At 58.2% G+C, this 26,648-nt stretch carries 29 protein-coding genes; 23 read left to right on the forward strand and 6 right to left on the reverse strand.

Features of this window, described 5'->3' with window-relative positions; all coding sequences use genetic code 11:
• Nucleotides 1-162: 162 nt before the first annotated feature.
• The 18 genes from ACODR9_RS20160 to ACODR9_RS20245 all read left to right on the forward strand — a co-directional run bounded on the left by ACODR9_RS20160 (nucleotide 163) and on the right by ACODR9_RS20245 (nucleotide 19,286).
• Complete coding sequence (locus tag ACODR9_RS20160; RefSeq protein WP_488811703.1) at nucleotides 163-903, forward strand: S-methyl-5'-thioinosine phosphorylase; 741 nt, start codon at nucleotides 163-165, stop codon at nucleotides 901-903.
• Between the two features lie 45 nt (nucleotides 904-948).
• Entirely contained in the window at nucleotides 949-2,364 is a 1,416-nt protein-coding gene (locus ACODR9_RS20165) for a class I adenylate-forming enzyme family protein (protein WP_488811705.1), read from the forward strand.
• Entirely contained in the window at nucleotides 2,361-3,746 is a 1,386-nt protein-coding gene (locus ACODR9_RS20170; protein ID WP_488811706.1) for an aldehyde dehydrogenase family protein, read from the forward strand. Before ACODR9_RS20165 ends, ACODR9_RS20170 begins: the two co-directional genes overlap by 4 nt.
• 93 nt (nucleotides 3,747-3,839) lie before the next feature.
• On the forward strand, nucleotides 3,840-4,952 hold the full coding sequence (locus ACODR9_RS20175; protein ID WP_488811708.1) for a radical SAM/SPASM domain-containing protein: 1,113 nt from the start codon (nucleotides 3,840-3,842) through the stop codon (nucleotides 4,950-4,952).
• 8 nt (nucleotides 4,953-4,960) lie between these two features.
• A complete protein-coding gene (locus ACODR9_RS20180) occupies nucleotides 4,961-5,449 on the forward strand; it encodes an acyltransferase (protein ID WP_488811710.1) in 489 nt (162 codons plus the stop codon).
• Nucleotides 5,450-5,503: 54 nt separating this feature from the next.
• Nucleotides 5,504-5,731 carry a hypothetical protein gene (locus ACODR9_RS20185; RefSeq protein WP_488811712.1) on the forward strand — a complete coding sequence of 76 codons (228 nt, stop codon included), beginning with the start codon at nucleotides 5,504-5,506 and terminating at the stop codon, nucleotides 5,729-5,731.
• Between the two features lie 69 nt (nucleotides 5,732-5,800).
• On the forward strand, nucleotides 5,801-6,814 hold the full coding sequence (locus tag ACODR9_RS20190; protein ID WP_488811714.1) for a class I SAM-dependent methyltransferase: 1,014 nt from the start codon (nucleotides 5,801-5,803) through the stop codon (nucleotides 6,812-6,814).
• The gene (rffA, locus tag ACODR9_RS20195; protein ID WP_488811715.1) at nucleotides 6,811-7,959 is read left to right on the forward strand and encodes a dTDP-4-amino-4,6-dideoxygalactose transaminase; all 1,149 of its coding nucleotides are present in this window, start codon (nucleotides 6,811-6,813) and stop codon (nucleotides 7,957-7,959) included. The genes ACODR9_RS20190 and rffA overlap by 4 nt, the downstream gene beginning before the upstream one ends.
• A 31-nt stretch (nucleotides 7,960-7,990) precedes the next feature.
• The gene (locus ACODR9_RS20200; protein ID WP_488811717.1) at nucleotides 7,991-12,871 is read left to right on the forward strand and encodes a glycosyltransferase; all 4,881 of its coding nucleotides are present in this window, start codon (nucleotides 7,991-7,993) and stop codon (nucleotides 12,869-12,871) included.
• Nucleotides 12,872-12,961: 90 nt separating this feature from the next.
• Nucleotides 12,962-13,804, forward strand: coding sequence for a flagellin N-terminal helical domain-containing protein (locus ACODR9_RS20205; RefSeq protein WP_045846808.1), 843 nt, complete (start codon nucleotides 12,962-12,964; stop codon nucleotides 13,802-13,804).
• 78 nt (nucleotides 13,805-13,882) lie between these two features.
• Nucleotides 13,883-14,308 carry a flagellar protein FlaG gene (locus tag ACODR9_RS20210; RefSeq protein WP_488811718.1) on the forward strand — a complete coding sequence of 142 codons (426 nt, stop codon included), beginning with the start codon at nucleotides 13,883-13,885 and terminating at the stop codon, nucleotides 14,306-14,308.
• Nucleotides 14,309-14,346: 38 nt separating this feature from the next.
• The gene (gene fliD, locus ACODR9_RS20215) at nucleotides 14,347-15,705 is read left to right on the forward strand and encodes a flagellar filament capping protein FliD (RefSeq protein ID WP_488811719.1); all 1,359 of its coding nucleotides are present in this window, start codon (nucleotides 14,347-14,349) and stop codon (nucleotides 15,703-15,705) included.
• A gap of 24 nt (nucleotides 15,706-15,729) precedes the next feature.
• A complete protein-coding gene (gene fliS / locus ACODR9_RS20220) occupies nucleotides 15,730-16,158 on the forward strand; it encodes a flagellar export chaperone FliS (RefSeq protein ID WP_488811721.1) in 429 nt (142 codons plus the stop codon).
• A 23-nt stretch (nucleotides 16,159-16,181) separates the two neighbouring features.
• On the forward strand, nucleotides 16,182-16,499 hold the full coding sequence (locus tag ACODR9_RS20225) for a hypothetical protein (RefSeq protein WP_488811722.1): 318 nt from the start codon (nucleotides 16,182-16,184) through the stop codon (nucleotides 16,497-16,499).
• Between the two features lie 66 nt (nucleotides 16,500-16,565).
• The gene (locus ACODR9_RS20230; protein ID WP_159879652.1) at nucleotides 16,566-16,922 is read left to right on the forward strand and encodes a DUF2802 domain-containing protein; all 357 of its coding nucleotides are present in this window, start codon (nucleotides 16,566-16,568) and stop codon (nucleotides 16,920-16,922) included.
• Entirely contained in the window at nucleotides 16,919-17,971 is a 1,053-nt protein-coding gene (gene fliK, locus ACODR9_RS20235; RefSeq protein ID WP_488811724.1) for a flagellar hook-length control protein FliK, read from the forward strand. The genes ACODR9_RS20230 and fliK overlap by 4 nt, the downstream gene beginning before the upstream one ends.
• On the forward strand, nucleotides 17,949-18,290 hold the full coding sequence (locus ACODR9_RS20240) for an EscU/YscU/HrcU family type III secretion system export apparatus switch protein (RefSeq protein ID WP_488811726.1): 342 nt from the start codon (nucleotides 17,949-17,951) through the stop codon (nucleotides 18,288-18,290). The genes fliK and ACODR9_RS20240 overlap by 23 nt, the downstream gene beginning before the upstream one ends.
• A gap of 129 nt (nucleotides 18,291-18,419) precedes the next feature.
• Entirely contained in the window at nucleotides 18,420-19,286 is an 867-nt protein-coding gene (locus ACODR9_RS20245; protein WP_488811728.1) for an NAD(P)-dependent oxidoreductase, read from the forward strand.
• A gap of 49 nt (nucleotides 19,287-19,335) precedes the next feature.
• Here the strand turns inward: ACODR9_RS20245 and ACODR9_RS20250 are convergent, their stop codons facing one another.
• Entirely contained in the window at nucleotides 19,336-19,632 is a 297-nt protein-coding gene (locus ACODR9_RS20250; protein ID WP_488811730.1) for a DUF1272 domain-containing protein, read from the reverse strand.
• A gap of 185 nt (nucleotides 19,633-19,817) precedes the next feature.
• On the opposite strand from ACODR9_RS20250, the gene ACODR9_RS20255 reads away from it, so the two are divergent.
• Nucleotides 19,818-20,021, forward strand: coding sequence for a hypothetical protein (locus ACODR9_RS20255; protein WP_488811732.1), 204 nt, complete (start codon nucleotides 19,818-19,820; stop codon nucleotides 20,019-20,021).
• 83 nt (nucleotides 20,022-20,104) lie between these two features.
• Nucleotides 20,105-20,344: a hypothetical protein gene (locus ACODR9_RS20260; protein WP_488811734.1), complete on the forward strand. Its 240-nt coding sequence runs from the start codon at nucleotides 20,105-20,107 to the stop codon at nucleotides 20,342-20,344.
• Here ACODR9_RS20260 and ACODR9_RS20265 read toward each other — a convergent pair.
• The 3 genes from ACODR9_RS20265 to ACODR9_RS20275 form a co-directional block, all read right to left on the reverse strand.
• The gene (locus ACODR9_RS20265) at nucleotides 20,328-20,828 is read right to left on the reverse strand and encodes a hypothetical protein (RefSeq protein ID WP_488811736.1); all 501 of its coding nucleotides are present in this window, start codon (nucleotides 20,826-20,828) and stop codon (nucleotides 20,328-20,330) included. The two genes, ACODR9_RS20260 and ACODR9_RS20265, sit on opposite strands and share 17 nt — an antisense overlap.
• Before the next feature lie 213 nt (nucleotides 20,829-21,041).
• Nucleotides 21,042-21,674, reverse strand: a complete 633-nt coding sequence (locus tag ACODR9_RS20270) for a hypothetical protein (RefSeq protein ID WP_488811738.1) — start codon at nucleotides 21,672-21,674, stop codon at nucleotides 21,042-21,044.
• A 173-nt stretch (nucleotides 21,675-21,847) separates the two neighbouring features.
• Nucleotides 21,848-22,714 carry a YicC/YloC family endoribonuclease gene (locus ACODR9_RS20275; protein ID WP_488811740.1) on the reverse strand — a complete coding sequence of 289 codons (867 nt, stop codon included), beginning with the start codon at nucleotides 22,712-22,714 and terminating at the stop codon, nucleotides 21,848-21,850.
• A gap of 99 nt (nucleotides 22,715-22,813) precedes the next feature.
• On the opposite strand from ACODR9_RS20275, the gene ACODR9_RS20280 reads away from it, so the two are divergent.
• The 3 genes from ACODR9_RS20280 (at nucleotide 22,814) to rph (ending at nucleotide 25,487) form a co-directional block, all read left to right on the forward strand.
• Entirely contained in the window at nucleotides 22,814-23,782 is a 969-nt protein-coding gene (locus ACODR9_RS20280; RefSeq protein WP_488811742.1) for a serine/threonine protein kinase, read from the forward strand.
• A gap of 10 nt (nucleotides 23,783-23,792) precedes the next feature.
• Complete coding sequence (locus ACODR9_RS20285) at nucleotides 23,793-24,686, forward strand: PP2C family protein-serine/threonine phosphatase (RefSeq protein ID WP_488811744.1); 894 nt, start codon at nucleotides 23,793-23,795, stop codon at nucleotides 24,684-24,686.
• An 84-nt stretch (nucleotides 24,687-24,770) separates the two neighbouring features.
• On the forward strand, nucleotides 24,771-25,487 hold the full coding sequence (rph, locus tag ACODR9_RS20290) for a ribonuclease PH (RefSeq protein ID WP_488811746.1): 717 nt from the start codon (nucleotides 24,771-24,773) through the stop codon (nucleotides 25,485-25,487).
• A 57-nt stretch (nucleotides 25,488-25,544) separates the two neighbouring features.
• Here the strand turns inward: rph and ACODR9_RS20295 are convergent, their stop codons facing one another.
• Together ACODR9_RS20295 and ACODR9_RS20300 are read right to left on the reverse strand one after the other, a co-directional pair.
• Nucleotides 25,545-26,354 (reverse strand): trypsin-like serine peptidase, encoded by an 810-nt coding sequence (locus ACODR9_RS20295; protein WP_488811748.1) that lies wholly within the window; start codon nucleotides 26,352-26,354, stop codon nucleotides 25,545-25,547.
• 88 nt (nucleotides 26,355-26,442) lie between these two features.
• Nucleotides 26,443-26,648, reverse strand: a 206-nt coding sequence (locus ACODR9_RS20300) for a hypothetical protein (RefSeq protein ID WP_488811750.1), incomplete at its 5' end; no start/stop codon positions are given.

Genomic DNA, 26,648 nt, shown 5'->3' on the forward strand with positions numbered 1-26,648 from the left:
GCCTGTCTTGTCCTGATCCGCCGGCCGGATTGCCTTGCCGCTGGAAATTCCCGTCAGCCAGATAAAGCAATGTATCCCCTCGTCCGATTCAGCCATAATGCGAGTAAAACCAAGCCGCATGGCGTTTGCATCTCTGCCATGCCATTACAAGGGGGACCGACTATGTTGGCCATTATCGGAGGCAGCGGTCTAGCCAAGCTGCCCGTTCTGGAAGTGACCCACCGCCAGGTGGTGAGAACGCCTTATGGCGACCCATCCTGCGCATTGACCTTCGGCCATATCGGCCAGCAAAACGTGGTGTTCATCGCCCGTCATGGCCATGGCCATTCACTGGCACCACACGAAATCAATTACCGCGCCAATATCTGGGCGCTGCACAACCAGGGTGTCAAAGGCATTCTGTCCATCGGCTCGGTTGGCGGCATCCGTGCCGACATGGGGCCGGGCACGCTGGTGGTGCCGGACAACATTATCGATTACAGCTGGGGCCGCAAGCACACCTTTTTTGATGGCCCGGAGCGGCCGGTGGTGCATGTCGACTTTAGCAATCCCTATGACGACTGCCTGCGCAGCAAGGTGATCGCCGCCGTCAATGCCACCGGCAAGCCGGCGGTGAATCAGGGCATTTACGCCTGCACCCAAGGCCCCAGGCTGGAAACCGCAGCGGAAATCCTCAGGCTGGAGCGTGATGGTGCCGATATCGTCGGCATGACCGGCATGCCGGAAGCCTGCCTGGCCCGCGAAATGGACCTGCCTTACGCCCACCTGTGCCTGGTGGTGAACTGGGCGGCAGGCAAGGGCGGAAGCGCTACTGTTGATTTCGACCCGGCCACGGCGGAGGCGGGAATGAATGATGTCACTGCGGTATTGCTGGCTTTGCTGTCTGCCAGTTCTGCCGTGTGATCATGCCCCGGTTTTGCTGCCCGCACCTATTTTCCGGAGAGCCTCATGTCCTCGGTACGCTATGATTTTTTTGACGCCATCTTTGCCCCGCGCTGGGATCAGCCGCTGATCCTGCATGGTGATGAATCCATCAGCTACGGCAAGTTTTTCGACCGGGCACTGCGTCTGCTCAATCATCTGGTGCAGCAGGGCGCGCGCCACGGCGATCGCATTGTCATCGGCCTGGAAAACCGTCCGGAATATCTGGAGCTGATGCTGGCGCTGGCGCTGGGTGGCATGACGGCCTGCCCGGTGGACCCGGAAATCAGTGTCGAGCAGTTGAACAAAACCCGTCAGGTAGTGAAGGCCGCACTGAGCATTACCTCCTACGATCAGCTGGCTTATGCGCTGGATAACAGCGTGCCGGACTGCGTGGCACAAGGGGGGCTGGACGTGCCTTTCCTGGTGGTGTTCTCGTCTGGTACCACCGGTGCGCCCAAGGGCATTGTCCAGTCGCTGGGCAATTTCTTCAGCGCGGCAGCCGCCTTTGCCGGCGCGGTGGGGCAGCAGCCAGGACAACTTACCTTGCACAACTGGCCGATGTTCTACAACGCTGGCTTGTTCAATCTGTTTGCCTGCCCGTTGATGACTGGCGGACGCATTGCGGTCTGCCCGCGCTTTAGCGCCAAGTCCATGGGCGGCTTCTGGGAGGATGTGGCGCGTCATCAGCCTGACTATCTGTATTTGTCGCCCACCATGGCGGCATCGCTAAGCAAAACCTACAAATTCTTCAAGGCTGATCTGGCGCCGTTGCAGCGTGCTAGCGTGATTTCCACCAGTTCCATTTTGTACCCGGCCATCAAGGATGAGTTCATGCAGGTGACGGGCGTTGGCATCCGCCCTTGCTTTGGCATTACCGAGCTGGGCGGCTCTTTCACCATCGGCGGCAAGGACACGGCAGCCTTTTCCGTGGGGCAGGTCATGGCGGGCGTTACGGTCAGCATCGACAGCGAGGCAGATGGTGAGCTGCTGGTGCAGTCACCTTACATGGCGCTGGGTTATCTGGGAGCCGAGGGCCATCTTGATCTGTTTGATCGCAACACGCCGTTCCGAACGGGGGACCTTGGGCATCTGGAGCAGGACGAGCTGTTTATCTCTGGCCGGCGCAAGGATTCCATCAAGAAGGGCGGGGAGTTGATCAGCCTGTCGGAAATCGAGGACATGGTGCATGCCACCGGTCTGTGCGAAGAGTGCTATGCAGTGGGCAAGCCTGATCTGTTCTGGGGTGAAACCTACGACGTGTTTTTCATTCTGCCGGTCGGTGGCAATGCCGAGGCAGTGCGTGATGCCTTGATTCGCCTGTTCAATAGCAACTTGCCGCAAGTACAGCGGCCGGATCAGGTGCATGCGGTGGACAGCATTCCGCGTACGGCCTCCGGCAAGCCAATCAAGCGGCTCATCAGCTATCAGGCGCTGCAATGACCGCACATGTTCTTACCACCTTTGATCCATGCACTGGCCAGGCCGTGGCCCATTATTCCTGCGCGGATCAAGAACAGATTGACCAGGCCTGCCAACGGGCACGGCAGGCTTTCTTCCAACACTGGCGCAGCATGCCCGCAGCCCGTCGCAGCCAGGCCCTAAGCAGCGTGGCGCAGCATTTGCGGGCCAATCTTGCCGCCTATGCCGCCGCAGAAGCCGCCGATACCGGCAAGTCACTGGCCGGGGCCAAGGGCGAGGTGGAAGGGGCCGCTGCCCTATGGGACTATGCGGCGGCACTGGCGCGCGTGGAGCATACCGAGACGCTGGGCAGCTCCATGGACAGCGGCCTGGCACTGACCTTGCGCGAGCCCATGGGCGTGGTCGGGCTGATCGTCCCCTGGAATTACCCCTTGATTACCACTGCAGAGCGCATGCCGTTTGCCTTGGCTGCGGGGTGCTGCGTGGTGCTCAAACCCAGCGAACTGGCGGTAGGGTCGCTGGCCATGCTGGTGGCGCATTTGCAGCAAAATCCCTTGTTCCCGGCTGATGTGGTGCAGCTGTTGTATGGCATTGGCAGTGAAGTGGGACGTGGGCTGACCACGCATCCGGCAGTGGACATGATTGCCTTTGTCGGCTCCACCGCCAGTGGCCGGGCGATCGAATCGGCAGCGGTGGCCTGTGGCAAGCGGGTGAGCGCCGAACTGGGTGGCAACAACCAGGTACTGGTGTATCCGGATGCCGATCTGGCCGCTGCTGCCGATGGCGTGATTGCCGGTGCCTTGCGCAATGGTGGCCAGGCCTGCATTGCCGGCACCCATGTGCTGGTTGACCCCGCCGTGGCCGATGCCTTTGTTGCCGCGCTGCAGCTGGCCTTGCAGCGTCGTCATCCGGCGAGCGCAAGGGATGAAAAACCACATGGCTTGCAGCCGATGATCACCGTCGGACACAAGCAGCGCATTCAATCGCTGCTGCAGGAAGGGCTGGCAGAGGGCGGCAGTTTGCTGCCCGGCTCCCGGCTGGATGGCCCAGGGCAATATCTGGGACCGGTGCTGATCGACCATGTTGCTGCGGCGTCGGTATTGCGCCGGCAGGAGATTTTTGGCCCGGTCATCACCATCTGTCGCGTGGACGCCAGTCAATTTAATGCCATTGTTGCCGATAACCAGTATGGGCTGGCCGTTTATGCATGGACGGCAGCAAGCAAAACATCGTTACAGGTGGTGCGGCAGTTGCGTGCCGGGCGGATATGGGTCAATGCCAATCCTGAGTTCTGGCTGCCGGAGCTGCCGGTTGGCGGCTTTGCCGATTCCGGAGTGGGGCGCGAGGGTGGCGTGCGTGCGCTGGACACTTACTCCCTGCCCAAGTCAGCCATCATTTACTGAACAAACGTGGCTCGTGCGCCGCACGGGCAACACGCCCCGGAACTGCCGACAATGGCGGCAACATGGTGTCCGGGAATATCAAGGAGTGAGTCCATGGGTCAGATTTCGCGCCCGCTGTCGCTGGTTGAAAAGCTGAAGCAGGAATCCGTGCAGGAGTTCATCAACAAATTCCTGTGGAACAAGAGCAATAGCGCCCCTTTTGTGGTGGAGCTGGATCCCACCACGGCCTGCAATCTGGCTTGCCATGATTGCATTAGTGCCAATTTGCTTAATCAGGGCGGTATAGACAATGAGCGTCTGATGAGGCTGGCCGAGGAGTTTGCCCAGCATGGCGTGCGTGCGGTGGTGCTGATTGGCGGCGGCGAGCCGATGGCGCATCCCAAGTTTGGCGCGCTGGTCGAGTCGCTCTACCAGGCTGGCATCAAGGTGGGTGTCACCACCAATGGCACCCTGATGCCACGCTATATGGACCAGTGCATCAATATGACCAGCTGGCTGCGGGTATCGGTGGATGCCGGTAGCGAGGAAGTATTTGCCGAGTTCCGCCCCCATGCCAGCGGCAAATCACAATTCAATCTGGTCATCGACAATATGCGGCAGATGGCAGCCAGCAAGAAGGGCCTGCTGGGCTATTCCTTCCTGCTGCTGTCCAAGTTCAATCCCGATGGCAGCCTGCACCGCACCAATGCCGTGGATATCGAAAAGGCAGCCCAGCTGGCCAAGGATATCGGTTGCGACTATTTCGAGGTCAAGCCTGCTTTTGACATGATGCACTTCCTGCAGCAGCAGGATCTGTCGGTGGTGGACCTGGTCAATCGCAATCTGAAGGCCATTCACGCACTGGCCGACGACAATTTCAAGATCATTGCGCCGTTCACCCTGGAAGAAGCCTTGCGTGGCGTGGGCACCCAGGTGAAGTCCTACAACCGCTGCCTCACCGCCGAGCTGCGCACGGTGATTACGCCTAGCGGTGCTTATGTCTGCCCCTACCATCGCGGCAACCTCAACATGCGCATTGGCGACATCGCCAAGGTATCGCTGGAAGAACTATGGCAGGGCGACCGGCGCAAGACGGTGATGAACCGGGTGGATCCGGCCCGGCACTGCACCTTCCACTGCATTCGCCACGAATCCAACCTGCTGCTGGAACGCATGGCGGCAGGAGAGGTGGTGGACACCGTATCCGATTTCGACCTGTTTATTTAAGCGTGCCCATGGAACTACTCAGTCGGGAAGAACTGCTGGCCATTGGCTTTCATACGGTGGGTGAGGGGGTTCGGGTCTCGCGCCGGGCCGTGTTCTATGTCATTGACGGCAGCATTGGCGATGGTGCGCGTATTGACGACTTTGCCATTCTCACTGGCCGGGTGGAGATCGGCCCGCGTACCCATATCTCGCCCTTCTGTTTTCTGGGCGGTACCGGCGGGCGCATCGTGCTGGAAGAGGGCGTCGGCTTTTCCACCCATGTCAGCGTGTTTACCAAGAGCGACGATTACCAGCAGCAGGCGGATGGCCCGCGCGGCAAGGTGGAAGGCGATGTCCTGATCGGGGCGCATACTATTTTTGGTGCCCAGTGCGTGATTCTGCCCGGCGCCGATGTAGGGCCTAACTGCTCCATCGGGGTGGGCTGCGTGATCAAGGACAAAGTGGCTGCTGGCGGCCGCTATGTCAGCATGGGGATACGCTCGGTACAGCTGCCCTGAGCGGTGTGCTGCTGCACGGAATATTGCCGCCGCCGCCAACAACAAGGAATGAAAATGGAAGAAATCCGCAGCTGGATTGCAGATTACCTGCGTGAAGAGGGCAAGACCGAGCTGTTGGCCGATCGCCCGCTGTTTGAACAGATCGACTCCTTCAGCGTGGTGGGTTTCCTGATGGCGGTAGAGGAGCGTTTTCACTGTTTTGACGAACTCACCGCGCAGACCCTGAGCGGGCTGACCCTGGAACAGATGGCCAGTGTGCTGGCACAGTACCGCCGTACATGAAGCCCGTGTGGCATGAGCATGGTCATAGGCCAGCCCGTGTGCGGATAGCAGGATTTGTGGAGCATTTCTGTGGATAAGAACAGTTTCGACGCTGCATTGCGCCCCGGAGTACGCGCTGCGCTTGCCCCGTCCAATTCGGCATTACGCCGGGCGGAGGACGAGACATTTCGCCGCTTGCTGGACGACAACGGCCAGTTTTTGCCCGGTGCCAGCTTTGCACGCGATTGTCCCTACTGTCATACTGCGTCGGCCACCGCCAGCCTGGTGTTGCAGGCATATGGCATGCACCTGATGCGTTGTGCCGGTTGTGCTCTGGTCTACAGCCGTGAAGTGATCAACCGTGCTTTCGAACAACAGCGCTACCAGGCCAGCCAGGCGGCGGATGCCAATATGGCGCTCAAGATCGACCCGCACTATGCCGCGCTGGAGCAGGACAAGGCGCGCTATGTGATGGCCAGGCTGGGTAGCCTGGCGGGAACCGGCAGCGTGCTGGATATCGGTTCCTCCACCGGAGCCCTATTGCAGGCCGCCCAAGCCGCAGGCTGGACGGCCCAGGGGGTGGAAATCAATCCGGCAGCGGTTGCCCACTGCCGCCAGCAGCAGCTACAGGCGGTGTGTGGCGAGTACCCATGTGCGCTCCCCGCAGACTGGGGGCCTTTTGATGCGGTACTGATGCTGGATGTGCTGGAACATCTGCCGGATCCGCTGGCCTTTCTGGCAGGGGTGTCTGCCGACATGCAGCCCGGTGGCTGGCTGGTGATCCAGGTGCCCAATTTCCGCAGCCTGCTGCTGACGATTGAAGGTGGGCGCAATAACAATATCTGCCATGGGCACTGGAGCTATTTCGAAGAGCAGACCCTGCCAGGGCTGATGCGCAAGGCCGGTTTTGAAATGCGCTTCTTCGAAACGTACATCAGCGAGCTGGACCGCATCCTTGCCTATCCAGACGCGGTGATTGCCACTGCATGGCAGCAACTGACGGGACAGGCGCTGGCACACCCCCGGCAGTTGACTGTGGAGCATGTGCACCAGGCCATGCTGGGTTACAAACTATTCGGAATTTTCCAGAAAGTGGCGGCATGAGCCTTCCGCGCATCCCGTTTGGCAAACCGTTCATCGTTGGCAAAGAGCTGTTCTATATCGCACAAGCGGTCATGAGCAGCTCCATTGCCGGAGATGGTGTCTACAGCCGCAAGTGTCAGCACTGGCTGGAGGAGCATCTGGGCACCCCCAAGGCCCTGCTCACCCACTCCTGCACGGCTGCGCTGGAAATGGCGGCCATCCTGGCTGATATCGGCCCGGGTGATGAGGTGATCATGCCGTCCTTCACCTTTGTTTCCACCGCCAATGCCTTTGTGTTGCGAGGTGGGGTGCCGGTTTTCATCGATATCCGCCCCGATACGCTGAATCTGGATGAAACGCTGGTAGAGGCAGCCATTACGCCGCGTACCAAGGCGGTGGTTGCCGTGCATTACGCTGGCCAGCCCTGTGCGATGGAAGCGCTCAAGGACATCTGCCAGCGCCATGGACTGTTATTGATCGAAGACGCCGCCCAGGCCATTCTGGCGCAATCCGACGGTCGATCGCTGGGGACGATTGGTGATCTGGGCTGCCTGAGCTTCCACGAAACCAAGAACATCATCTGCGGTGAAGGCGGTGCCTTGCTGATCAACAACCCGGCATTGATGGCCAGGGCCGAGGTGATCTGGCAGAAGGGTACCAACCGCAAAGCCTTTTTCCGTGGCGAGGTGGACAAGTACACCTGGGTAGATATCGGCTCCTCCTTCCTGCCCAGCGAACTGAGTGCTGCCTTCCTGTACGCCCAGCTGGAGCAGGCCAAGCGCATCAATGCGCATCGCCGCGTGCTGTACGGCAAGTACCTGAGCCTGCTGGAGCCATTGGCGGCACAGGGCTTGTTCCGCCTGCCGCTGTCGCCGGGAAACCGGCCGGAAAATGGACATATTTTCTACCTGTTGTGCCGCAGTGCTGAAGAGAGAAGCGCGCTGATCGCCCATCTGCAACAGCAGAACATCTCAGCGGTATTCCATTATGTTCCCTTGCATGACTCGCCGGCGGGGCAACGCTTTGCCCGTAGCTGCGGCAGTTTGTCCGTCACGGAAGACCTGGCTGGCCGCTTGCTGCGGCTGCCCTTGTATTCTGAAATGACCATGGAACAGGTCCGCCGGGTGTGTCTGGCGGTACAGGCTTTCTATCAGACGCGCGGTTAAGTGCGCATTACTACTCCAATTCGAGGCCCCTATGTCTCAAGCCCTGTCTACAACTGCTGATCTGGCCAACTCGCCTTACTACATCTATGCGCCCCCTTACCGTGAGACCTCCGGCGGGGTGCGTGCGCTCTATCACCTGTGTCACTGGTTGAACGAGAAAGGCCAGGAAGCGTATGTGATGCATCAGGAGGCCAGTCACGGCCTGAACACACGGGTTCTCACGCAGGAAATCTATCAGGCACACCGGGAAGCCGGGCGCGAGCCGGTTGTCATCTACCCGGAAATCATCCGAGGCAACCCGCTGCAGGCACGTCATGTCGTGCGCTATCTGCTGAACTACCCCGGACGGTTGTCCAATACCCCGCTGGACAAGCTGGGCTGGGCGGCCAGTGACATGGTGTATACCCACGGTTGGGATATCGTGCCGGATGGCTGGTCTGCCGCCTTGCTGCAAGTGCCTTTGATCGATACGCAGGTTTACAACAGCGATGGTGTCGGAGAGCGCCATGGCAAGCTGGTGTGGCTGCATCGCTACCTGGAAAAGGGTGGCGTGCCGGGCGAGGTGGTGGCCGATGCCACGGAAATTTCTTTCCGTGGCAAGGTGCGCAGCCCGCGTGAACTGGCTGCACTCTACCGTTCGGCTGAGTTGTTCTACACCTATGAGCACAGCACCGGCTGCTTCGAGGCGCTGCTGTGTGGCTGCCCGGTGGTGTATCTGCCCAATCCGCTGATGCTGGACAAGCCCTTGCACAGCTATCTGGGTGACGATGGTGTGGCCTGGGGCGATAGCCCGGAAGCCATCGCCCATGCCAAGGCCACGGTACACAAGGCCAGGGAGCGTTACGAGGCAATCCACCAGGAATTCCTGCAAGAGCTGCGTGACTTCATCGACACCACACAGGGCCGGGTACGCGCCAAGTCCTATTCCAATGTCGCCGTTCAACTGGCCATTGGCAAATCTGGCCGTACCGAACGCCAGTTACCCAAGCTGTCGGTAGCCACGGCAACCGACACCCTGCCGGCGCAACGCCTGCGTCTGGGTGTGCTGTCCGGGGATTTCCTGGATGGTGCCTGCATGCGCCTGCGCCTGCATGATGCTTTCAGCTTGCTGTCGCCCTGGATCGACACCGCGTACTTCCCAGGCAATTCGGCAGTTGGCTGCCGCCGGGAAGAGTTTGATATCGATACTCTGGTGGAGTGGGCCGATGTATTCATCATTCAGCGCGGCATTCTGAGCGAACGTAACAGCAGCTTTCTCGACAAGTGTTTTGCCAGTGGCAAAACCATGATTTTTGAAGCTGACGACTGGCTGCCGGGCATGCCGGCATCGCACCGTCAGTTCTATGAATTCGATCCTTACGGCCTGCTACGTTTCTGGCGCGACAAGATGCATCTGTTTGCTGCGGTAACGGCCAGCACCGAGCCGCTGGCAGTGCGCCTGCGCGAGCTGAACCAGAATGTGCATCTGATTCCCAATGCGCTGTCTGCTACGCGCTACGCCAGCCTCAAGCGCGAGCCCAAAGGCCCGGATGCGCCTATCACCATCGGCTTTGCCGGAACCTCCACCCACGCCGACGACATGAAGGTCATTGGCCAGGCCCTGCTCAACATCCAGCAAAAATATGCACACCTGGTGCAGTTTGTGTTCTGGGGTTGCAGCCTGAGCGGCTTGGAGGGGGCAGCCAACGTCAAGGTGGTGGGCAAGTCGGTTACCTACATCGAATACCTGCAGGAGCTTAACCGGCTGGAGATCGACATCGGTATCGCTCCGCTGGAAGACACCGTCTTCAACGAGTCCAAATCCGATCTGAAATGGCTGGAGTACACCGCCATCGGCGCAGCCTGTGTGCTCAGCGATGTCCCGGCTTATCGTGAAGCCAAGGAGCTGGGCCTTGCCGAAGTGGTGGGCAACGATACCGCCAGCTGGGATGCTGCCCTGTCGCGGCTGGTGGAGGACGCCGAGCGCCGTCACCAGTTGCACACGGCCTCACGTGATTACCTGTTGCGCTATGCCACGCTGGAGAGCCAGGCCTACCGTTGGGTAGAACTGCTGCGTGAAGTGTTGCCGACCCCGTTTCTGGACACCCTGGCCAGCTATCACCCCGAGCGGCAGGCCGTGGTGGAAAACAATCGCCTGCAGTTGATGTGGCCGAATACCTATCGTGCCTGGCAAAGCTGGGACAAACAGCACCAACTGCGCGAAATCGATGCTGAGATGATGGCCGAGCGCATGCTGATGCAATGGCAGCAGCAGCCACAGTTTCTGCTGTTGATGCCCATCCGTGCCAGTGAAGCGGCCCTGCTGGCCAATACCATCGATGCCTTGCAGCAGCAGCTGTACAAGCACTGGAAGCTGATTGTGGTGGCGGACTGGGAAATGCCAGATCCCATCTTCAATCAGAATGACACGCTGGGCTGGCTGCAACTGGACTCTCTGGATGACCCGCAGTTGTTCAGCATGGCGCTCAACGGCCTGCTGGGGGAAATCCCGGCAGACTGGGTGCTGCTGTTGCCGGCCGGGGCCATGATTGCACCGCAATTGCTGCTGCGCATGGGTGACTGCATCCACGCTAACCCGCAGGCGCTGGCCATCTATACCGATCACGACAGCTACACGCAGCCGGAATGCCGTGTGCTGCCGCAACTGAAGCCAGATTTCTCGCTGGACTACCTGCGGGCACAGGACTATGTCGGCGCTGCTGTTGCGCTGTCCTATCAGGGCCTGGCCAGCTTGGGAGGCTTTGAAGCGTATCCGGGCTGCGAAAGCTGGAATCACCTGCTGCGTCTGGCGGAAAACTACGGCCTGGGTGTGGTGCAGCATCTGGATGAAGTCCTGATGCACTTCCCGGCAGAGCCGCTGGGGGTGCAGCATGAACGCGAGGCGGCACGCCGGGTGGCGCTGGAAAATCACCTGCAGCGACTGGGTATTGCGGCCAGTGTGGTCAACGGTTATGCCGACAACACCCTGCATGTGGAATACCAGGTTAGTGGCAATCCGCTGGTGTCGGTCATCATCCCCACCCGCGACAAAATGGAATACCTGCAGCCCTGCGTGGAAAGCCTGTTTGCCCGCACCGGCTACCGCGAGTTTGAGTTGCTGATTATCGACAACGGCTCACAGGACCCGGATACCTTCCGTTTTTATCAGGACTTGCAGCAGGATTATCCGGATCAGGTCCGCATCATCGATTATCCCCATCCCTTCAATTTTTCGGCCCAGTGCAATCTGGGGGTGGAGCAGGCGCGTGGGGATTACATCGTGCTGCTCAATAACGATACCGAAATCATCCAGCCCGAGTGGCTGGAGCGGATGATCGGGATTGCGCAACGCCCGGAAGTAGGTGCTGTGGGCATCCGGCTGGTGTACCCGGAAAGTGGCTGCATCCAGCATGCTGGCATCGTGCTGGGCTTGCCGGGCGGTGTCTTGTCGGTGGCTGATCATGTGTTCGAACAGTCGGAACTGGATGCGCCGGGCTATATGAACCGCCTGCTGACCGAGCAGAATTACTCTGCCGTCACCGCCGCCTGCCTGATGGTGGCCAAGGATAAATATCTGGCCGTGGGTGGCTTTGATGCCGAGCAGCTCACCGTGCTGTTCAACGACGTGGACTTCTGCCTCAAGCTGCAGCGACAAGGGCTGCTGAACGTGTTTACGCCCTATGTCACCATGGTGCACCACCATGCCAAGAGTATCGGCAAACTCACGTACGAACCTGCCGTTGCACTGGCGGCGGCCGTGCGCGAACAGCAGGAGCTGGCCGTGGTGCTCAAACGCTGGCTGCCACAACTGGCGCATGATCCGGCCTACAACCGCCACCTTACCTTCCGTACCAAGGACATGGCTTTTGAGCCGACGCGGGATACCAACTGGTTGCCGCGCCAGGCCGGGCGTCGCAAGGTACTGGGCTTGCCCATTCCCGGCGGCAGTGGCGAGTACCGCGTGTCGCTGCCCTTCCATGCCCTGCAAGAAAGCGGGCGGCTAGATGTGACGATGATTTCGCCGGAACGAGGCGCTGCGCCGCTGCTGTCGGTGGTGGAAATGGCTAGATTCAATCCGGATGTGCTGTTGATTCACACCATGCTTACCGACGGTGTCCTGCATGCGGTCAAGCAGTATCGCGAATACCTGCCGGGCTTGCGTCTGGTGTTCGGGCTGGATGACCTGGTGGGGGCGCTGCCGGAAAAAAGCATTCTCAACCGCGTATGGCGCAAAACCATGCCCGATGCGCGTCCACGTCTGCGCGCCATGCTCAAGCATTTTGACACGCTGGTGGTTTCCACCGAGCCGCTGGCCGATGCCTGCCGCGACATGATTGCCGACATCCGCGTGGTGCCAAACCGCCTGGCCCGCCACATGTGGGGTAAGGTTTCCTCACTGCGCGGCCAGGGCAAAAAGCCGCGTGTGGGCTGGGTAGGTGCCCAGCAGCACCAGGGCGATCTGGCGTTGATCATCGATGTGGTCAAGCAGACAGCAGATGAAGTGGAGTGGGTATTCATGGGCATGTGCCTGCCCGAGATGCGGCCTTATATCGCCGAGGAGCACCCTTGCGTGTCCTTCCAGGAGTATCCGGAAAAAATGGCCAGCCTGAATCTGGATTTGGCCATCGCACCACTGGAAATCAATCCCTTCAATGAATCCAAGAGCAATTTGCGCCTGCTGGAATATGGTGTGATGCGCTGGCCGGTTATCTGCACGGATATCTACCCCTACCAGACCAATGATGCACCGGTATGCCGTGTGCCCAACACCACGGAAGCCTGGGTGGACGCCATTCGCAGCCGCATCAGCGATCTGGATGCGGCCTACCGGGAAGGCGATGCCCTGCGTGCCTGGGTAGACCGTCATTACTGGTTGGAGGATCACCTTGATGATTGGCAGCAAAGCTTGAGTGCAGAAGTCGGCAAAAAATAATTGCCGAACTTCTAAAGTTTGCCAGCGGGGGGCCGATAACTAGTCAAGGCCCACACAGTCGCCCCCCCGAATGCTCTAAGGAGAATCATCATGGCACTTACCGTCAACACCAATATTGCGTCGCTCACCGCACAGAACAACCTGAGCAACTCCAGTTCTTCGCTCAACCTGTCCCTGCAACGCCTGTCCTCCGGTCTGCGCGTAAACAGTGCCAAGGATGATGCTGCCGGCCTGGCTATTTCCCAAACCCTGACTGCCGCCATCCGTGGTAACAACCAGGCCATCCGTAACGCAAACGACGGTACTTCCGTAGGTCAGACGGCTGAAGGCGCGCTGGGTCAGATTGGTAACAACCTGCAGCGTATCCGTGAAATTGCTACCCAATCCGCCAACGGCTCGGTTAGCGACACTAACCGTTCGCAGCTGCAAAAAGAAGTTGACCAGCTGACCCAGGAAATTTCGCGTATCGTGCAAACCACCCAGTTCAACGGCACCAAGCTGTTGTCTGGTGGTAACACCCTGACTTTCCAGGTAGGTTCCTCCGGTTCTACCGACAACACCGTATCGGTATCGGCTTCCGACCTGACCACCCAGCTGTCTTCGTACAACTCGTCGCTGACCAATAGCGCCACGATCAACGTACTGACCCAGACTGGTGCTCAAGCTCAGCTGTCGGCGCTGGATGCGGATATCGGTACCGTATCGAACATCCGTTCCACCTTCGGTGCGGTACAGAACCGTTTCGATGCCGTGGTTGCCAACCTGCAAAACTATGTAACCAACCTGACCGCAGCCAACAGCCGTATCGTGGATGTAGACTTCGCGTCGGAAACGGCCAACCTGACCAAGAACCAGATTCTGCAACAGGCTGGCACTTCCATCCTGAAACAGGCTAACTCCTTGTCTCAGTCTGCCCTGACGCTGCTGCAGTAAGCTACATTGATAGCATAAGCTGAAGAACCGGCCTCGGTTGGCATGCTGACCGGGGCCGTTTGTACGGGAGTCGCTGCAATGCAAATATCATCTACAAATGGTCCTGTCCTTCCCATGGCCAGTACACCGACCGCGCGCCAGCAGAACCAGCTGACTCAGGGAAATACAGCCGACGCCACCGCCAGTTCGGTGCTGCCGAATACCACCAACGGTGTCGTTGCCGTAGGGCAAAGTCAGGCGCAAAATGCCACCAGTGATGGAACGAAGCAGAAAAACCCCGATCCACTGGAGTTGCAGAACTCGGTCAAGCAGTTGAACGACGTGGCCAAGCTTTACTCCAGCCAGCTGGAGTTTTCTGTAGACAAGGAAACCAATATCCAGGTCGTCAAGGTCGTGGATCAGGAAACGCAAAAAGTCATCCGGCAGATTCCGTCGGAAGATGCGATCCGCATCGCCAAGGCGATCGACGATTTCAGGGGCTTGCTGCTCAAGGACAAAGCCTGAGAGCGGCAATACCCAGTCAGTAAAGGAGGTAATGCAAGATGGCTTCGATTACGACCAGTGTCGGCACACTGGATGTCCAGTCCATTGTCAGCCAGTTGATGACCATCGAGCAGCAGCCTCTGCAAGTCAGTCAGCAGCGTTCCAGCAAGTACAATACTCAGCTGAGTTCGATCGGCCAGATCAGCTCTGCCCTGTCAGCCTTGCAAAGCTCCGCCAGCAAAATGTCGACAGGAGCATTCCTGCAGCAGTTCAAGGCCAGTTCCACCGATACCAGCATTGCCAACGTGGCGACAACCACCGGTGGGGTTGCTGGCAGCTATGCGCTGAATGTCACCCAACTGGCCAAGTCGCGCCAACTGGTGTTCGACCGTGTTGGCAGCAGCGCCGTCACCGATCCCAAGGCAACCCTGAGCGGTGCGCCAACCTCGCTGACGCTGACCGTAGCCGGCAAGGATACCGTCATCAATCTGACGCCCAGTGCGACCGATACCGTCAGCCTGCAGTCCATCTCTGACCGTATCAACCAGAGCGGTGCCGGCGTCAATGCCTCTGTCGTACAAAATAATGGTGAGTACAAGCTGGTACTTGCCTCATCCAACTCGGGTAGCGACAACGCCTTCACCATCAAGGCCGGTGGCACCGATTCCGGCTCGACCTCTGGCTCGACGCTGGCCGGCCTGAGCCAGAGCAGCACGGCGGCAAGTGAGTCCTCTGGGGCTAGTGACGCCTTGCTGACCGTCAACGGTGTCAGCGTGTCCTCCGGTAGCAATCACCTGACTAACGTCATTTCCGGGGCCAATGTAGACATCACCAAGCTGGGTCAGTCCACCATCACCATGACATCGGATAGCAGCGGCATTGCCACTTCGCTGCAAGGCTTTGTTGATGCCTACAATCAGGTGAAATCTGCGGTAGACTCTGCACGTTCCGGCAGCCTGAAGGCCAATGCCTCGGTACTGGCGATCCAGCAAAAGCTCACCAGTATTCTGAGTACTCCAATCCCGGGTGTTGATGCGACCACTTCCTATGCCTATCTGGCACAGGCCGGGATTTCGATCCAGAAGGATGGCTCACTAAAACTGGACCAGACCGCCTTCAACAAGGCGCTCAGCGCCAATCCGACTGCGGTGGCCAATTTGTTTGGTAACACCAGCAGTACCGGTTTTGGCGACCGGCTTAGTTCGGCGGTGAATGATTTGCTGGGCCCGAACGGGGTGATTGAAACCAGCAAGACGTCCATCAACACCCTGATCACGTCGGAAACCAGTTTGCAAACCAGTCTGAGTGCCAAGCTGAGCGCACGCCAGACCATGTATACCCAGCAATACACAGCGTTGAACGCCGTATTGTCGAAAATGCAGCAATCGACCAGCAATCTGGCCAACTTGCTGGCCTAGGACAGAACCAAACGGTAAAGAATCATGCTGAATTCCAAGATGCTCAAGCAGTTCAACAAGGCTTATGAAGATGATGCCCTGAAGGCTGCAGTGTATGGTGCCAGCCCGGTCGGACTGGTGGTGTTGTTGTATGAAGGTGCGATCAAAGCCATCAACCAGGCCGGCTATGCCATCGAGGCACAGCGTTACGATGAAAAGGCGCGGCTGGTGTCCAAAACCATCGACATCATCGATGGCCTGCGTGAATCGCTCGATCTGCAACAGGGGAGTGAAGCCGCCGGTAATCTGAACGACCTTTACATCTACATGAAGCAGCGGATGAGCATTGCCAACCTGAAGAATGATCTGGAAATTCTGGCCGAAGTACGCCGCCTGCTGGAAACCATTCTGCCTGCCTGGCAGGAACTCAACCGCTCCAGCATGTCAACCAGTGCCGCCAGCAGTGCCTACTGAGATTGCTCCGATGAGGTGTCGCCATGAAAACTAGCATCCAGCCCGCGCAAATCGATGCCATGCTGGCGACACTGAACCAGGCGCTTGCCGCCTGTGAAGCCCGCGATTTTGATCTGGTTACCAGGCTGTCCGAACGACAGGAAAGCGAACTGGCCAGTTTGTTGCCGCAATTGCAAGCTGATGTAGCCAGCTTGCCGGATGCAACGCGTGAACGCGTTATCTTGCTGATTGCCCAGCGCGAACAGTTGCAGCAAGAAATTGCCAACTGGATAGGCCAGATGCGTGATGAGATGCAGATGGTCAGTCAGAACAATCGACTGCTAAAGACATACACTTCGTAAAGACCGGCTTGGGTTACTGCCGGTTTCACCATACACTTAGAAAAAGCGCTGCGTGAGGGTTTCATCATGTCCGGTTCGCCCTTTTTCTATATTGTTGTGTTGCTGCTGCTGGCATTGTCTGTCGTCTGCGGCTATCTGTACTGGCGTCTGCAGCGGCTGGAAAACCGGCGCGACAGTCTGACCACCATGTATCTGGATCAACAGCAGCAGCAAATCAGCACCTTGCAACGGGATCTCGCACGCCTGATGGCGCGGCTTGAGCAACAGTCTCGCAGCGAGCCTGCCAGCCTTAGCCCCTACAACCAGGCAATAGAAATGATCAAGAAGGGCATCTCTGCCTCCGAGGTGGCTAGCCAGTGTGGCATTTCGCGCAGTGAGGCCGAACTGATCATCTCCCTTTACCGAAACAATTCCACCTCATGATTCCGTCCCTGCCGCCCACCATTGCAAGCGGAACGCTTGCACCGCAAACCGTCTCCTCGGTACGGCTGTTGCTGGAAGGCGGAAAGGCCCTGCTGGATGCCAGTGTTGTACCGGCCAAACTGCCTCCGCTGATGCTCGGGGAGCAGGTGACTGCCCAGGTGGTGGACAGTAAAAACAACGGTCAGCAACTGTCTGTTCTGATCAAGAACAGCCTGTTCAATCTGGAGGTGCCGCAGGGCATGACCGTCAGCGGCAATACCTTGTCGCTCAAGGTGGCCAACCTGGCCCCGACGCTCAGTTTTGCCTTGCAGGAGCAAGCCACCGAAGCTGCGCAAGACGGTTCGGTCGAGGTGCAGCTCAGTCCGGCATCGAAATACCTTACTGGCATGCTGCAAACCAGCAAGCCCGGCCTTCCTGCTACCGATCTCAGCCTTGATGCAGCCAAGCAGCCTCCGGCAGCGACGGCGCAGGATCTGAAAAACAATATCAGCCAGAGTGGGTTGTTTTATGAATCCCACCTCAAGGAGTGGCTGGATGGACGCCATAACCTTGCCCAGGTGCAGCAGGAACCGCAGTCGCGGTTGTTGAGCAAGCTGAATGATGATCTGGCCAGTCTCACACCCGAGAAAGCCAGCAGCACCAACACCCTCAGCCCGCGTACGGTGGCTCCGGAGCTGGCCAATCTGGTCCAGCGTCAGCTGGATATCGTGGAAAACCAGCAACTGCAGCTCAATGGTTATGCCTGGCCTGGCCAGCCCATGCAGCTGCAGATTCAGCAGGAACATACCAATGAGCGCACCGCTAGCCTGGGTGCCGATGATGTTGGTGTCTGGAGTACATCGCTGTCGCTCAAACTACCGGCGCTTGGCGGCTTGTCGGCGCGGGTCCGGCTGGTGGGACAAAGCGTGCAGGTATCATTTGTGGCGGAAGAAGATGAGGCCAGCGGATTGATCCAACAGCATGCAAATCAATTGCAAAGCGGCATGGAGGCCGCGGGCCTGACGCTGGCCAATCTGGCGGTGAAAAATGGCACAGTCACCCAAGACTGAGGATCAGCGCAAGTCAGCCGTAGCACTGGCCTACCGGGAAGGCCAGCGCTCCCCAACGGTAGTGGCCAAGGGCTATGGCCAACTGGCAGAGCGCATCATTGACCGGGCCAAGGATGCTGGCGTCTTTGTGCATGATTCGCCAGAACTGGTGTCATTGCTGATGCAGGTTGATCTGGACCGGCATATCCCGGAAGAACTCTACCGCGCAGTGGCAGAAATTCTGGCCTTCGTTTATTTCCTGGAAAACAAGGCGACCGGTGCCGATTTTGAGTTTGAATCCTGGCTGACCGGACGGCGTGACAGCCTGCCATCTCCCTGATTTCTGCCAAGCGGCTTTCGGGCCGCGCCTGCCTTGCTGGTCGCTTCTGAAATTTCTGAACGCCATCTCCTTCATCACGCCAGATTGCGGTAATCTTATGCTTTGTCTCTGCATACTGCTGGAGTGGATATGAAAGTCGGTTATATCGGCCTGGGCATCATGGGCCTGCCCTGTGTGTTGAACCTGTTGAAAGCCGGCCACGCCGTTACTGTCTGGTCACGCCAGCGAGAGCGTGCTGCTGCGGCACTGGACGCTGGAGCCGCCTGGGCGGACAGCCCGGCGCAACTGGCAGCCCAGGTGGAGGTGCTGATTACCAATGTGTCGGACACCAAGGATGTTGACCATGTCCTGTTAGGTGAAAACGGTGCCGTGCATGGTGCCAGGCCAGGTCTGGTGTGTGTGGACATGAGTACCATCTCACCCATCGGTGCCCGTGACATTGCTGGCCGACTGGCTTCTGCTGGTGTGGATTTTCTCGATTGCCCGGTTTCTGGCGGCCAGGTTGGTGCGGTTAATGGCACGCTGACCATCATGGTAGGTGGCAAGGCAGATGCGCTGCAAAAAGTGCGCCCGGTCCTGGAGGCCATGGGCAAGACCATCACGCATATTGGCGATTCCGGTGCCGGGCAAGTGGCCAAGGCATGCAACCAGATCGCAGTCGGTGTTGGCGTGGCTGCTGTTGCCGAGGTGATGAAACTGGCCAAGGCCTGCGGTGTCGATCCGGCACCGGTCCGTGAGGCCCTGCTGGGCGGTTTTGCCCAGAGCCGCGTGTTGGATATTCATGGCCAGCGCATGATTGATGACAACTATGCGCCAGGTTTCAAGGCGCATTTGCATCTGAAAGACATGGGTATCGTGCTGGATACTGCCCAGCAGCTTGGCATCCGTTTACCGGAGGCCGAGCGCGTTGAGGGACTGATCCGGCAATTGGTGGAGCAAGGTGAAGGTGAGCTGGATTCTGCTGCTATCGCCCGCTTGATCTGGCAGCAAAACTGAGCCCTGTCGTTTTGCTCGCGTGAACAGGCCCGCTTAACGCGGGCCTGTTTCATGTGGGCTGGATGCCTCTGCTGGCCAGCCAGTGCGCATGCACCTGCAAATCGGCTGGCTGATAGACCTCCCGTGTTCCTGCAGGGTAGTGCTGCAGATCATTGCCATTACGACCGTCACGTTGTGGGCGGATAGGGCGTGCTACCAGATTACCGCCGCAATTGGGGCAGTAGTGCTGCAGTACTGCTGCGCAATCGGCACAGAAGGTACATTCAAATGAACAGATGCGTGCCTCCGTGGATTCCGGTGGCAACGCACGGCGGCATTGTTCACAGCTCGGTCGCAATTCCAGCATGATGTATTCCTGATTGGTCAAAATCACAGCCTAGTTCAATGTCAGCGGGTAGGGCAGTGCAGATACGGACTTCCTACAGCCCGATTCGGCCATTGCCCATTTGCATGCATCGAGTCGGGTTTAGTCCTGTGCGCTGGTGTACTACATTGGAAGTATTCGCCCAATGGCTGTCGGGGGGGCTGTAGATGACTACATTCAAACAAAGAAAACACAATGAAGAACGGCGTTCGGGCAAGGATCGTCGGCAGAAGGATGGCAGTTCTCCTACCGGGTATGAACGGCGGAAGGATGTTGAACAGCGCAAGCCGGATGTCGAGGAAATCAACCTGAGTCTGGATGAGTGGGAAGAGATTGTCCGCTGCAATGTCATCAATACCGTGCCGAAGTAACGTACGTGTTCAACTGAACGATATGCCGGGCCAGATGCTCTAACACTGCATTCCAGACAGAAAAACACTGGCAGGAGGTTGTGATGGATGCCATTGATATTCTGAGCCTGATGCAAACCCATCCACCGGCGGAGCCCGTCAGCCTGTCGGCCATTCCGTTATTGCTGGCACAGGCCATTGCCCCCATTACCGGCAAGCTCACCGTAGATGAACTGGGACGCTTGGTTGATGCAGGCGCAGCACTTTGCGCACATGAGCAGGACTTGCAGTTTCGCAGTGTGGAGGCCGACCTGCTGGTCAAGCAGCTTAGCGAGTCGGTTTGACAAGCTTGCCAGGCGTTGTCTTTACTGCGGCAGGCATACCCTGTTGCTCTGGTAAGTACTGCACAACCAGTGCCCGCAAAATCCGGTAACCGTTTTCCTGTGGAGTGCCCAAACGCTCCCGCCAGGCCATGCTGTCAATGGCACCGCGCATGCCACCGTTGCTGGTCAGTAAAATGGCGGCGCTACCGCCGGTACGCCTGACTTGCTGCGCAATAGCGCGCAGCATGGTGCCGTTTACCGTGGCCATGTCATAGTCACTGACACGGAGCATGCCCATGATCCGGTAACGATGAGGCGGGTCACCCGCATCCCAGATTTCCACGCCATCCACCACGCGCTTGCTGCCACCTTCACCATCAATGATCTTGCTGCCGTTACGATATTCAAACACCGTATATTCCGCTGTTGTACAGCCAGCCAGCAGGGTGGCACCGAGCAGCAGGCAGGACAGGGCCAGGCGGCACAGATACTTGAATTCAGGCATGGTCGGGCGTTGTGAAAGCAAAGCTGAAGTCCGTGATCGCGGTTGCGCATCCATGAAAATGTTCTGCCAGGGCGCTATTTCCGCCTCGGGCATTTTGCCGTAGGCATCTTAACGTGGCAGGGCGGTGGCAGCGCGCCTGCTGACCAGTAATCAAGGTAAAAAAAAGCAAAATGAAAAGATGTCGCTGCCGTCTGGGTGAGGCGTTGCTGCGATTCAATCATTCCAGCAACGCAACTGGATGGCTCGCATAAAGTCAGGATCACGCAGCAGGGCATCCGCAAACGGGCTGTCAGCCTGTATCTGACTTCCTTTACGGATGAAGGCGGCACGCATTTCCAGCCCGATGGGCTGGCCGTATTTCTTGAAGCGGATCAGATACTGGATATCAAAGCCGCTGGCCACCTTGTTTTGCCGGGATGCCACCGCCAGGGTCTGTGGGCTGTCCCAGCCGGAAGAGCAGTGCTGAATGAGCTTGAACAGGCTTTCACCATTGGCCAGGCGTATGTGTTTGGAGAAGTAAACGGCGGTCCGGACTTCATCCACCCACTGTTTCTTGGCCATCCCGGCATCATCGGCCAGTGCCGAGTTACGCGGGATGCGGGATTTGCGTACATCCGGATCGTCATGGATGAAACGATGAAAGCGATCACCTTCCCGGCACTGCATGCACGCATTTGCTTGCAGGAAGCTGGTTTCCTCCGGTGTTGGAGGCATGATCTGAACAGCGGGTGGCGAGGATGGTTGATAAGGCCGATGCTGGCCGGCAGGAATGGTATCCAGCATTTCCCCATAGCTGCAGCCACCCACGCTGCCGGCCAGCACGCTCAGCCATACCACCTTCATCATCATGTATTCCTTGTCTCCGAGCCGGCATTCTATGTCGTAATGGATTCCGGCATGGTGTTACCGATGTAAAGAACGGTAAGCGTGGCGAGGTGAGGCAGCGGCGGAAATCAAAAAAGCCCCGACTTGCGGGGCTTCAGTTGCTTCGGTGCCACGGTGTGACACGGTGCGAAAGCTTACTCGATATTCTGGATCTGCTCGCGCATCTGCTCTATCAGTACTTTCAGTTCTACCGATGCCTGCGTGGTTTCGGTAGAAACCGACTTGGAGCCCAGGGTATTGGCCTCACGATTGAGTTCTTGCATCAGGAAATCAAGGCGCTTGCCGGTCTGGCCACCGGCCTTGAGAATGCGTTTTACCTCAGTCAGGTGGGTGGTCAGGCGGGAGAGCTCTTCGTCTACGTCGATCTTCTGGGCGAACAGGGCAAACTCCTGCTTGATACGGTCGTCCTCCACATTGCCCAGCGCTTCTTGCAGACGGCCGGACAGCTTGTTCATATAGGCTTCCAGAATCAGCGGCAGCTTGGGCTTGATACCGGCGATGATGGTTTCCATTGAAGTGACGCGCTCTTGCAGAATGAGCTTGAGCTTTTCGCCCTCGCGGCCACGCGATGCGTTGAAGTCTTCCAGTGCGGTAGCCAGGCTTTGCAAGCAAAGTTGCTGCAGTACTTCCGGTGCCAGGGTGTTGCTCTTCAGGATGCCTGGCCAGCGCAGCAGTTCGCCTACCGACAGGCCTTTGGCTTGCGGAGCCTGCTTTTCCACCTGTGCTGCCACTTGCAGCAGGCTGGCCAGAAAGTCGGTATTAAGCTCCAGCGTGGGGTTATCCGACTCCAGCTGGTTAAGCCCGACACGGCATTCCAGCTTGCCACGGGTAACGCGAGATGACACCATCTCACGCAGCTGTGGTTCGATCACCCGCAGCTCTTCTGGCAGGCGCATCTGCACATCGAGATAGCGGTGGTTGACGGCACGGACTTCCAGGCTGAGCAAACCGCCGGGAAAGTCTCTGCTGATGGATGCAAAGCCTGTCATACTTAGAATCATTGTGGGCCCCCGTAGTGGTATCAGTAAAAACAGAACAGGGCCCGAATTGCTGTTGTAGCTCAATTCCGGGCCAACGAACACTATAGCAACTGCCATGTCATGACTCAATCCAGCCAACTGACTGCCTTGCCGGTGGGCTATCGCCTGGCCGAGTACACCATTGTCCGCCAACTGTCCGTGGGCGGTTTCAGCGTGGTTTATCTGGCGCTGGATGATGCCGACCGCAAATATGCCATCAAGGAATACCTGCCGCGCAATCTGGCCGAGCGCGATGATGAAGGCATGATCACGGTGCCGCACGAGCTGGACCGCGACGCCTTTAATCTGGGTCTGAAGTGCTTTTTTGAAGAAGGCCGCATTCTGGCGGAAATCAGCCATAGCAATGTGGTGCATGTCAGCAACTTCTTTCGGGCCAACCAAACCGTATACATGGTGATGGAATATGCCGATGGCCGTTCACTGGGGCGTGAGCTGGAAGTGGCGGGCGGGCGCATAGAAGAGCGCCGTTTGCGCAAATGGTTTGCTGCTTTGCTGTCCGGTCTGCGCGAGGTGCATCTGCACCGTCTGCTTCACCTGGATATCAAGCCGGCAAATATCTATCTGCGCCGTGGCGGCCACCCGCTGTTGCTGGATTTTGGTGCGGCCCGGCAAACCTTGTCGCGGCGTGACAAGCATTTTGCCTCCATGTACACGCCAGGCTTTGCTGCACCAGAGCAGTATGAAAAAGACCAGCCATTAGGGCCGTGGACCGATATTTACGCCGTTGGTGCCTGTCTGTATGTCTGCATGGGTGGCAGGACACCACAAATTGCGCATGACCGCATGGCGGATGACAAACTGGCACCAGCCAGCAAGTTGTTCCGCCACTATTATTCCAGAGAGTTGCTTGAATTGACGGACCAATGCCTGATGCTGGCTCCGGATGCACGACCACCGAGCGTGATGACCATCCAGAAGCGCCTGCTTGAAACCGACTACAGCAAACCCGAGCCGATGCCCGAATCTTCCCTTGCCGCCAAAAAACTGGTGGGATGGATCAAGGGCCTGGCTGGCGGTCGTTCTTCCTGAGGAGTACCCGATGAAACTATCCCTATATCAGGAAAGCCGTATCGGTGGCCGCTCCTATAATCAGGACCGTCAGGTCATTGCCCACTCCCGCGAAGCCGTGATGCTGGTGGTAGCCGATGGCATGGGAGGACATTTGCAGGGTGAGGTGGCGGCGCAGATCACCATCGATCTGATGAGCGAACTGTTTTACCAGCAAGCCACGCCGACGCTGTCGCATCCTAACCGTTTTCTGGTCAATGCCATCAGCTCCACACATCAGGCGATCCTCGACTATGCAGCCGATCAGCGCTTGCCGGAAATCCCCAGCACTACCGTGGTGGCGGCCATCATCCAGCAGGGCATGTTGTACTGGTGCCATGTTGGTGATTCCCGCCTGTATCTGCTGGACAGCAAGCAGGGCCTGCTGCTGCGCTCGCGTGACCATTCCCAGGTTCAACGCATGATTGATCAGGGCAAGCTCACCGAGGAAGGGGCGCGCACCCATCCGGAACGCAACAAGATCTACAACTGCCTGGGCGCCACCACCGATCCGGACATTGATATCGGTGAAAAACAGTTTTTGCAGGCGGGCTCGTCCGTGGTGCTGTGCTCGGATGGATTGTGGTCCCAGATCAGCGATGGCGAAATGGAAAAGGTATTCATCGGCCGCGCGGTTGGCCAGGTGATGCCTGCACTGATGAATGTGGCCGAACGGCGTGCCGGCAGTGCCGGTGACAATCTGTCGGCGGTAGCGATCACCCTGCTGGACGATGCGGCAGACATTGTCGGCAAGCCTGATGTACTGGATACCCTGGTGACTCCGCCGCGCCACAGTGGCCGGGTTATCCTGGATCCGAATCTGGAGCTGATGCATCAGGAGATTCTGGCCAGCCGTCTGGGCAGCCCTTCTGGCAAGCAGGGCTGATCTGTTTAGTCCGCTGTCTCAATTATTCAGGCTGCGCATGCCGCAAGACATGCGCAGCGCTTGTTTCATACTGGAATTATCACGATGCGACCTTCCCAAAGAAATGCCGACGCCTTGCGCGCCATCCGCCTTACCCGCCATTACACCAAGCATGCCGAAGGTTCGGTACTGGTGGAGTTTGGCGATACCAAAGTCATTTGCACCGCCAGCGTGGATGAGTCTGTTCCCGGTTTTCTCAAAGGCAAGGGCAAGGGGTGGGTGACTGCCGAATACGGCATGCTGCCGCGTTCCACTGGCAGCCGTATGCGGCGCGAATCGGCAGCTGGCAAGCAAAGCGGCCGTACTCAGGAAATTCAGCGCCTGATTGGCCGCTCCCTGCGCGCGGTGGTGGATATGGAAAAACTGGGCGAACGCCAGATTCAGATCGACTGTGATGTCATCCAGGCCGATGGAGGAACGCGTACTGCCAGCATCACCGGTGCCTTTGTTGCCTTGCACGATGCCATCAACGGCCTGATCGCCCAGGGCAAGCTACAGGAAAACCCGCTGCGGGATTTTGTTGCCGCCATTTCGGTGGGCATCCACCAGGGTGAGGCCGTGCTGGATCTGGATTATCTGGAAGACTCCGACTGCGAAACCGATATGAATGTGGTGATGACCGGCAATGGTCGCTTTGTCGAGGTGCAGGGAACAGCAGAGGGCGAGCCGTTCAGCGAAGAGGAAATGGCAGCCATGATGCGTCTGGCCAAGAAGGGCATCAGCGAACTGATTGCCCTGCAACGGCAGGCGCTTGCGCTGTAGTGCAGCCGACCGTTGGCTGCAGGCAATAGATGGAAACAGAGGCTGCGGCCTCTGTTTTTATTTTTTGGCCTGGCCTTGCTGGATGAACTGCTGCAGTTGCTGGTAGAACACCGGGCTGGACAGCGCCATATTGTCTTCCTTGTGGCGGCGGGATGCGATTGGGGCCGAGCTCTGGATGCCGATCAGCGTCATGCGGCCATTGATGTTGGCCAGGATGGGCGAGCCACTATTACCTTCCAGCGTGTCACAGCGGTGCGTTAGGCGGCCATCAGCCAGCAGCCCGGTAGCCTTGCAGTTATTGTGTACCAGCAGGTGAGTCAGATCGTCCAGCGGATAACCGCCATTGGTAACGGTATTGTTGATGCCCTGCAGCTGCTGCTTCAGTGCCTGGCTGTTGCCGGCAAAAACCGGAATCACGCCACGGCTGCGCCCCAAGGGCTGGCTTAAGCGGACAAAGGCAAAATCACGCCCGGCAATTTTTTTGGGGATATAGGTACCGTCCGGGCGGTGTTCCAGCCCGGCCAGAAACGCCTTGTCCACCTGTACTTCACGAATGCTGCTTTGCTCGCTGTATTCCTTGCCAGCCAGGCCCACGGTAAAGGTAATGGCCGGATCAAAGCGGCCATGGCGGTTGATAAAGCAATGGCCTGCGGTGACCACGACATCCGGTGCAACCAGGGTGGCGGTACAGACCAGATGGCTTTTGGTTTCCAGTTGGCCGACGGCCTGCCACAAGCCGTTGTCCGGGTCGGTTTTGACGCGATCATCCTTGCCAAAGAACAACACCAGCTGTTCGGCAGTGGGTTTGGCTTGGGCTGCCAATGGCAGCAGACATAGGCTTAGGGCCAGCAGGGTAGATCGCAGCATAAGGTGTTTTCCAATGCAATCGGGGCGCCGAAGCGCCCCGAAGGTATGACTTACAGCCAACCGGGGTCAGCTGTCGATTCCGTGCAAATTACTTGGCAGCGGAAGCGGCTTTCTTAGCCTTGGCTTTCTTGGCCGGAGCGGAAGCGTCAGCAGCTTGGGCTTTTTGAGCGGAAGCGTCTACTTTCTTGGCAGCGTGCTTTTTAGCGTGGTGCTTTTTAGCAGCGTGCTTTTTGGCCGGAGCGGAAGCGTCAGCAGCTTGGGCTTTCTGAGCGGAAGCGTCTACTTTCTTGGCAG

The sequence above is a fragment of the Aquitalea sp. FG25 genome (assembly GCF_057809375.1).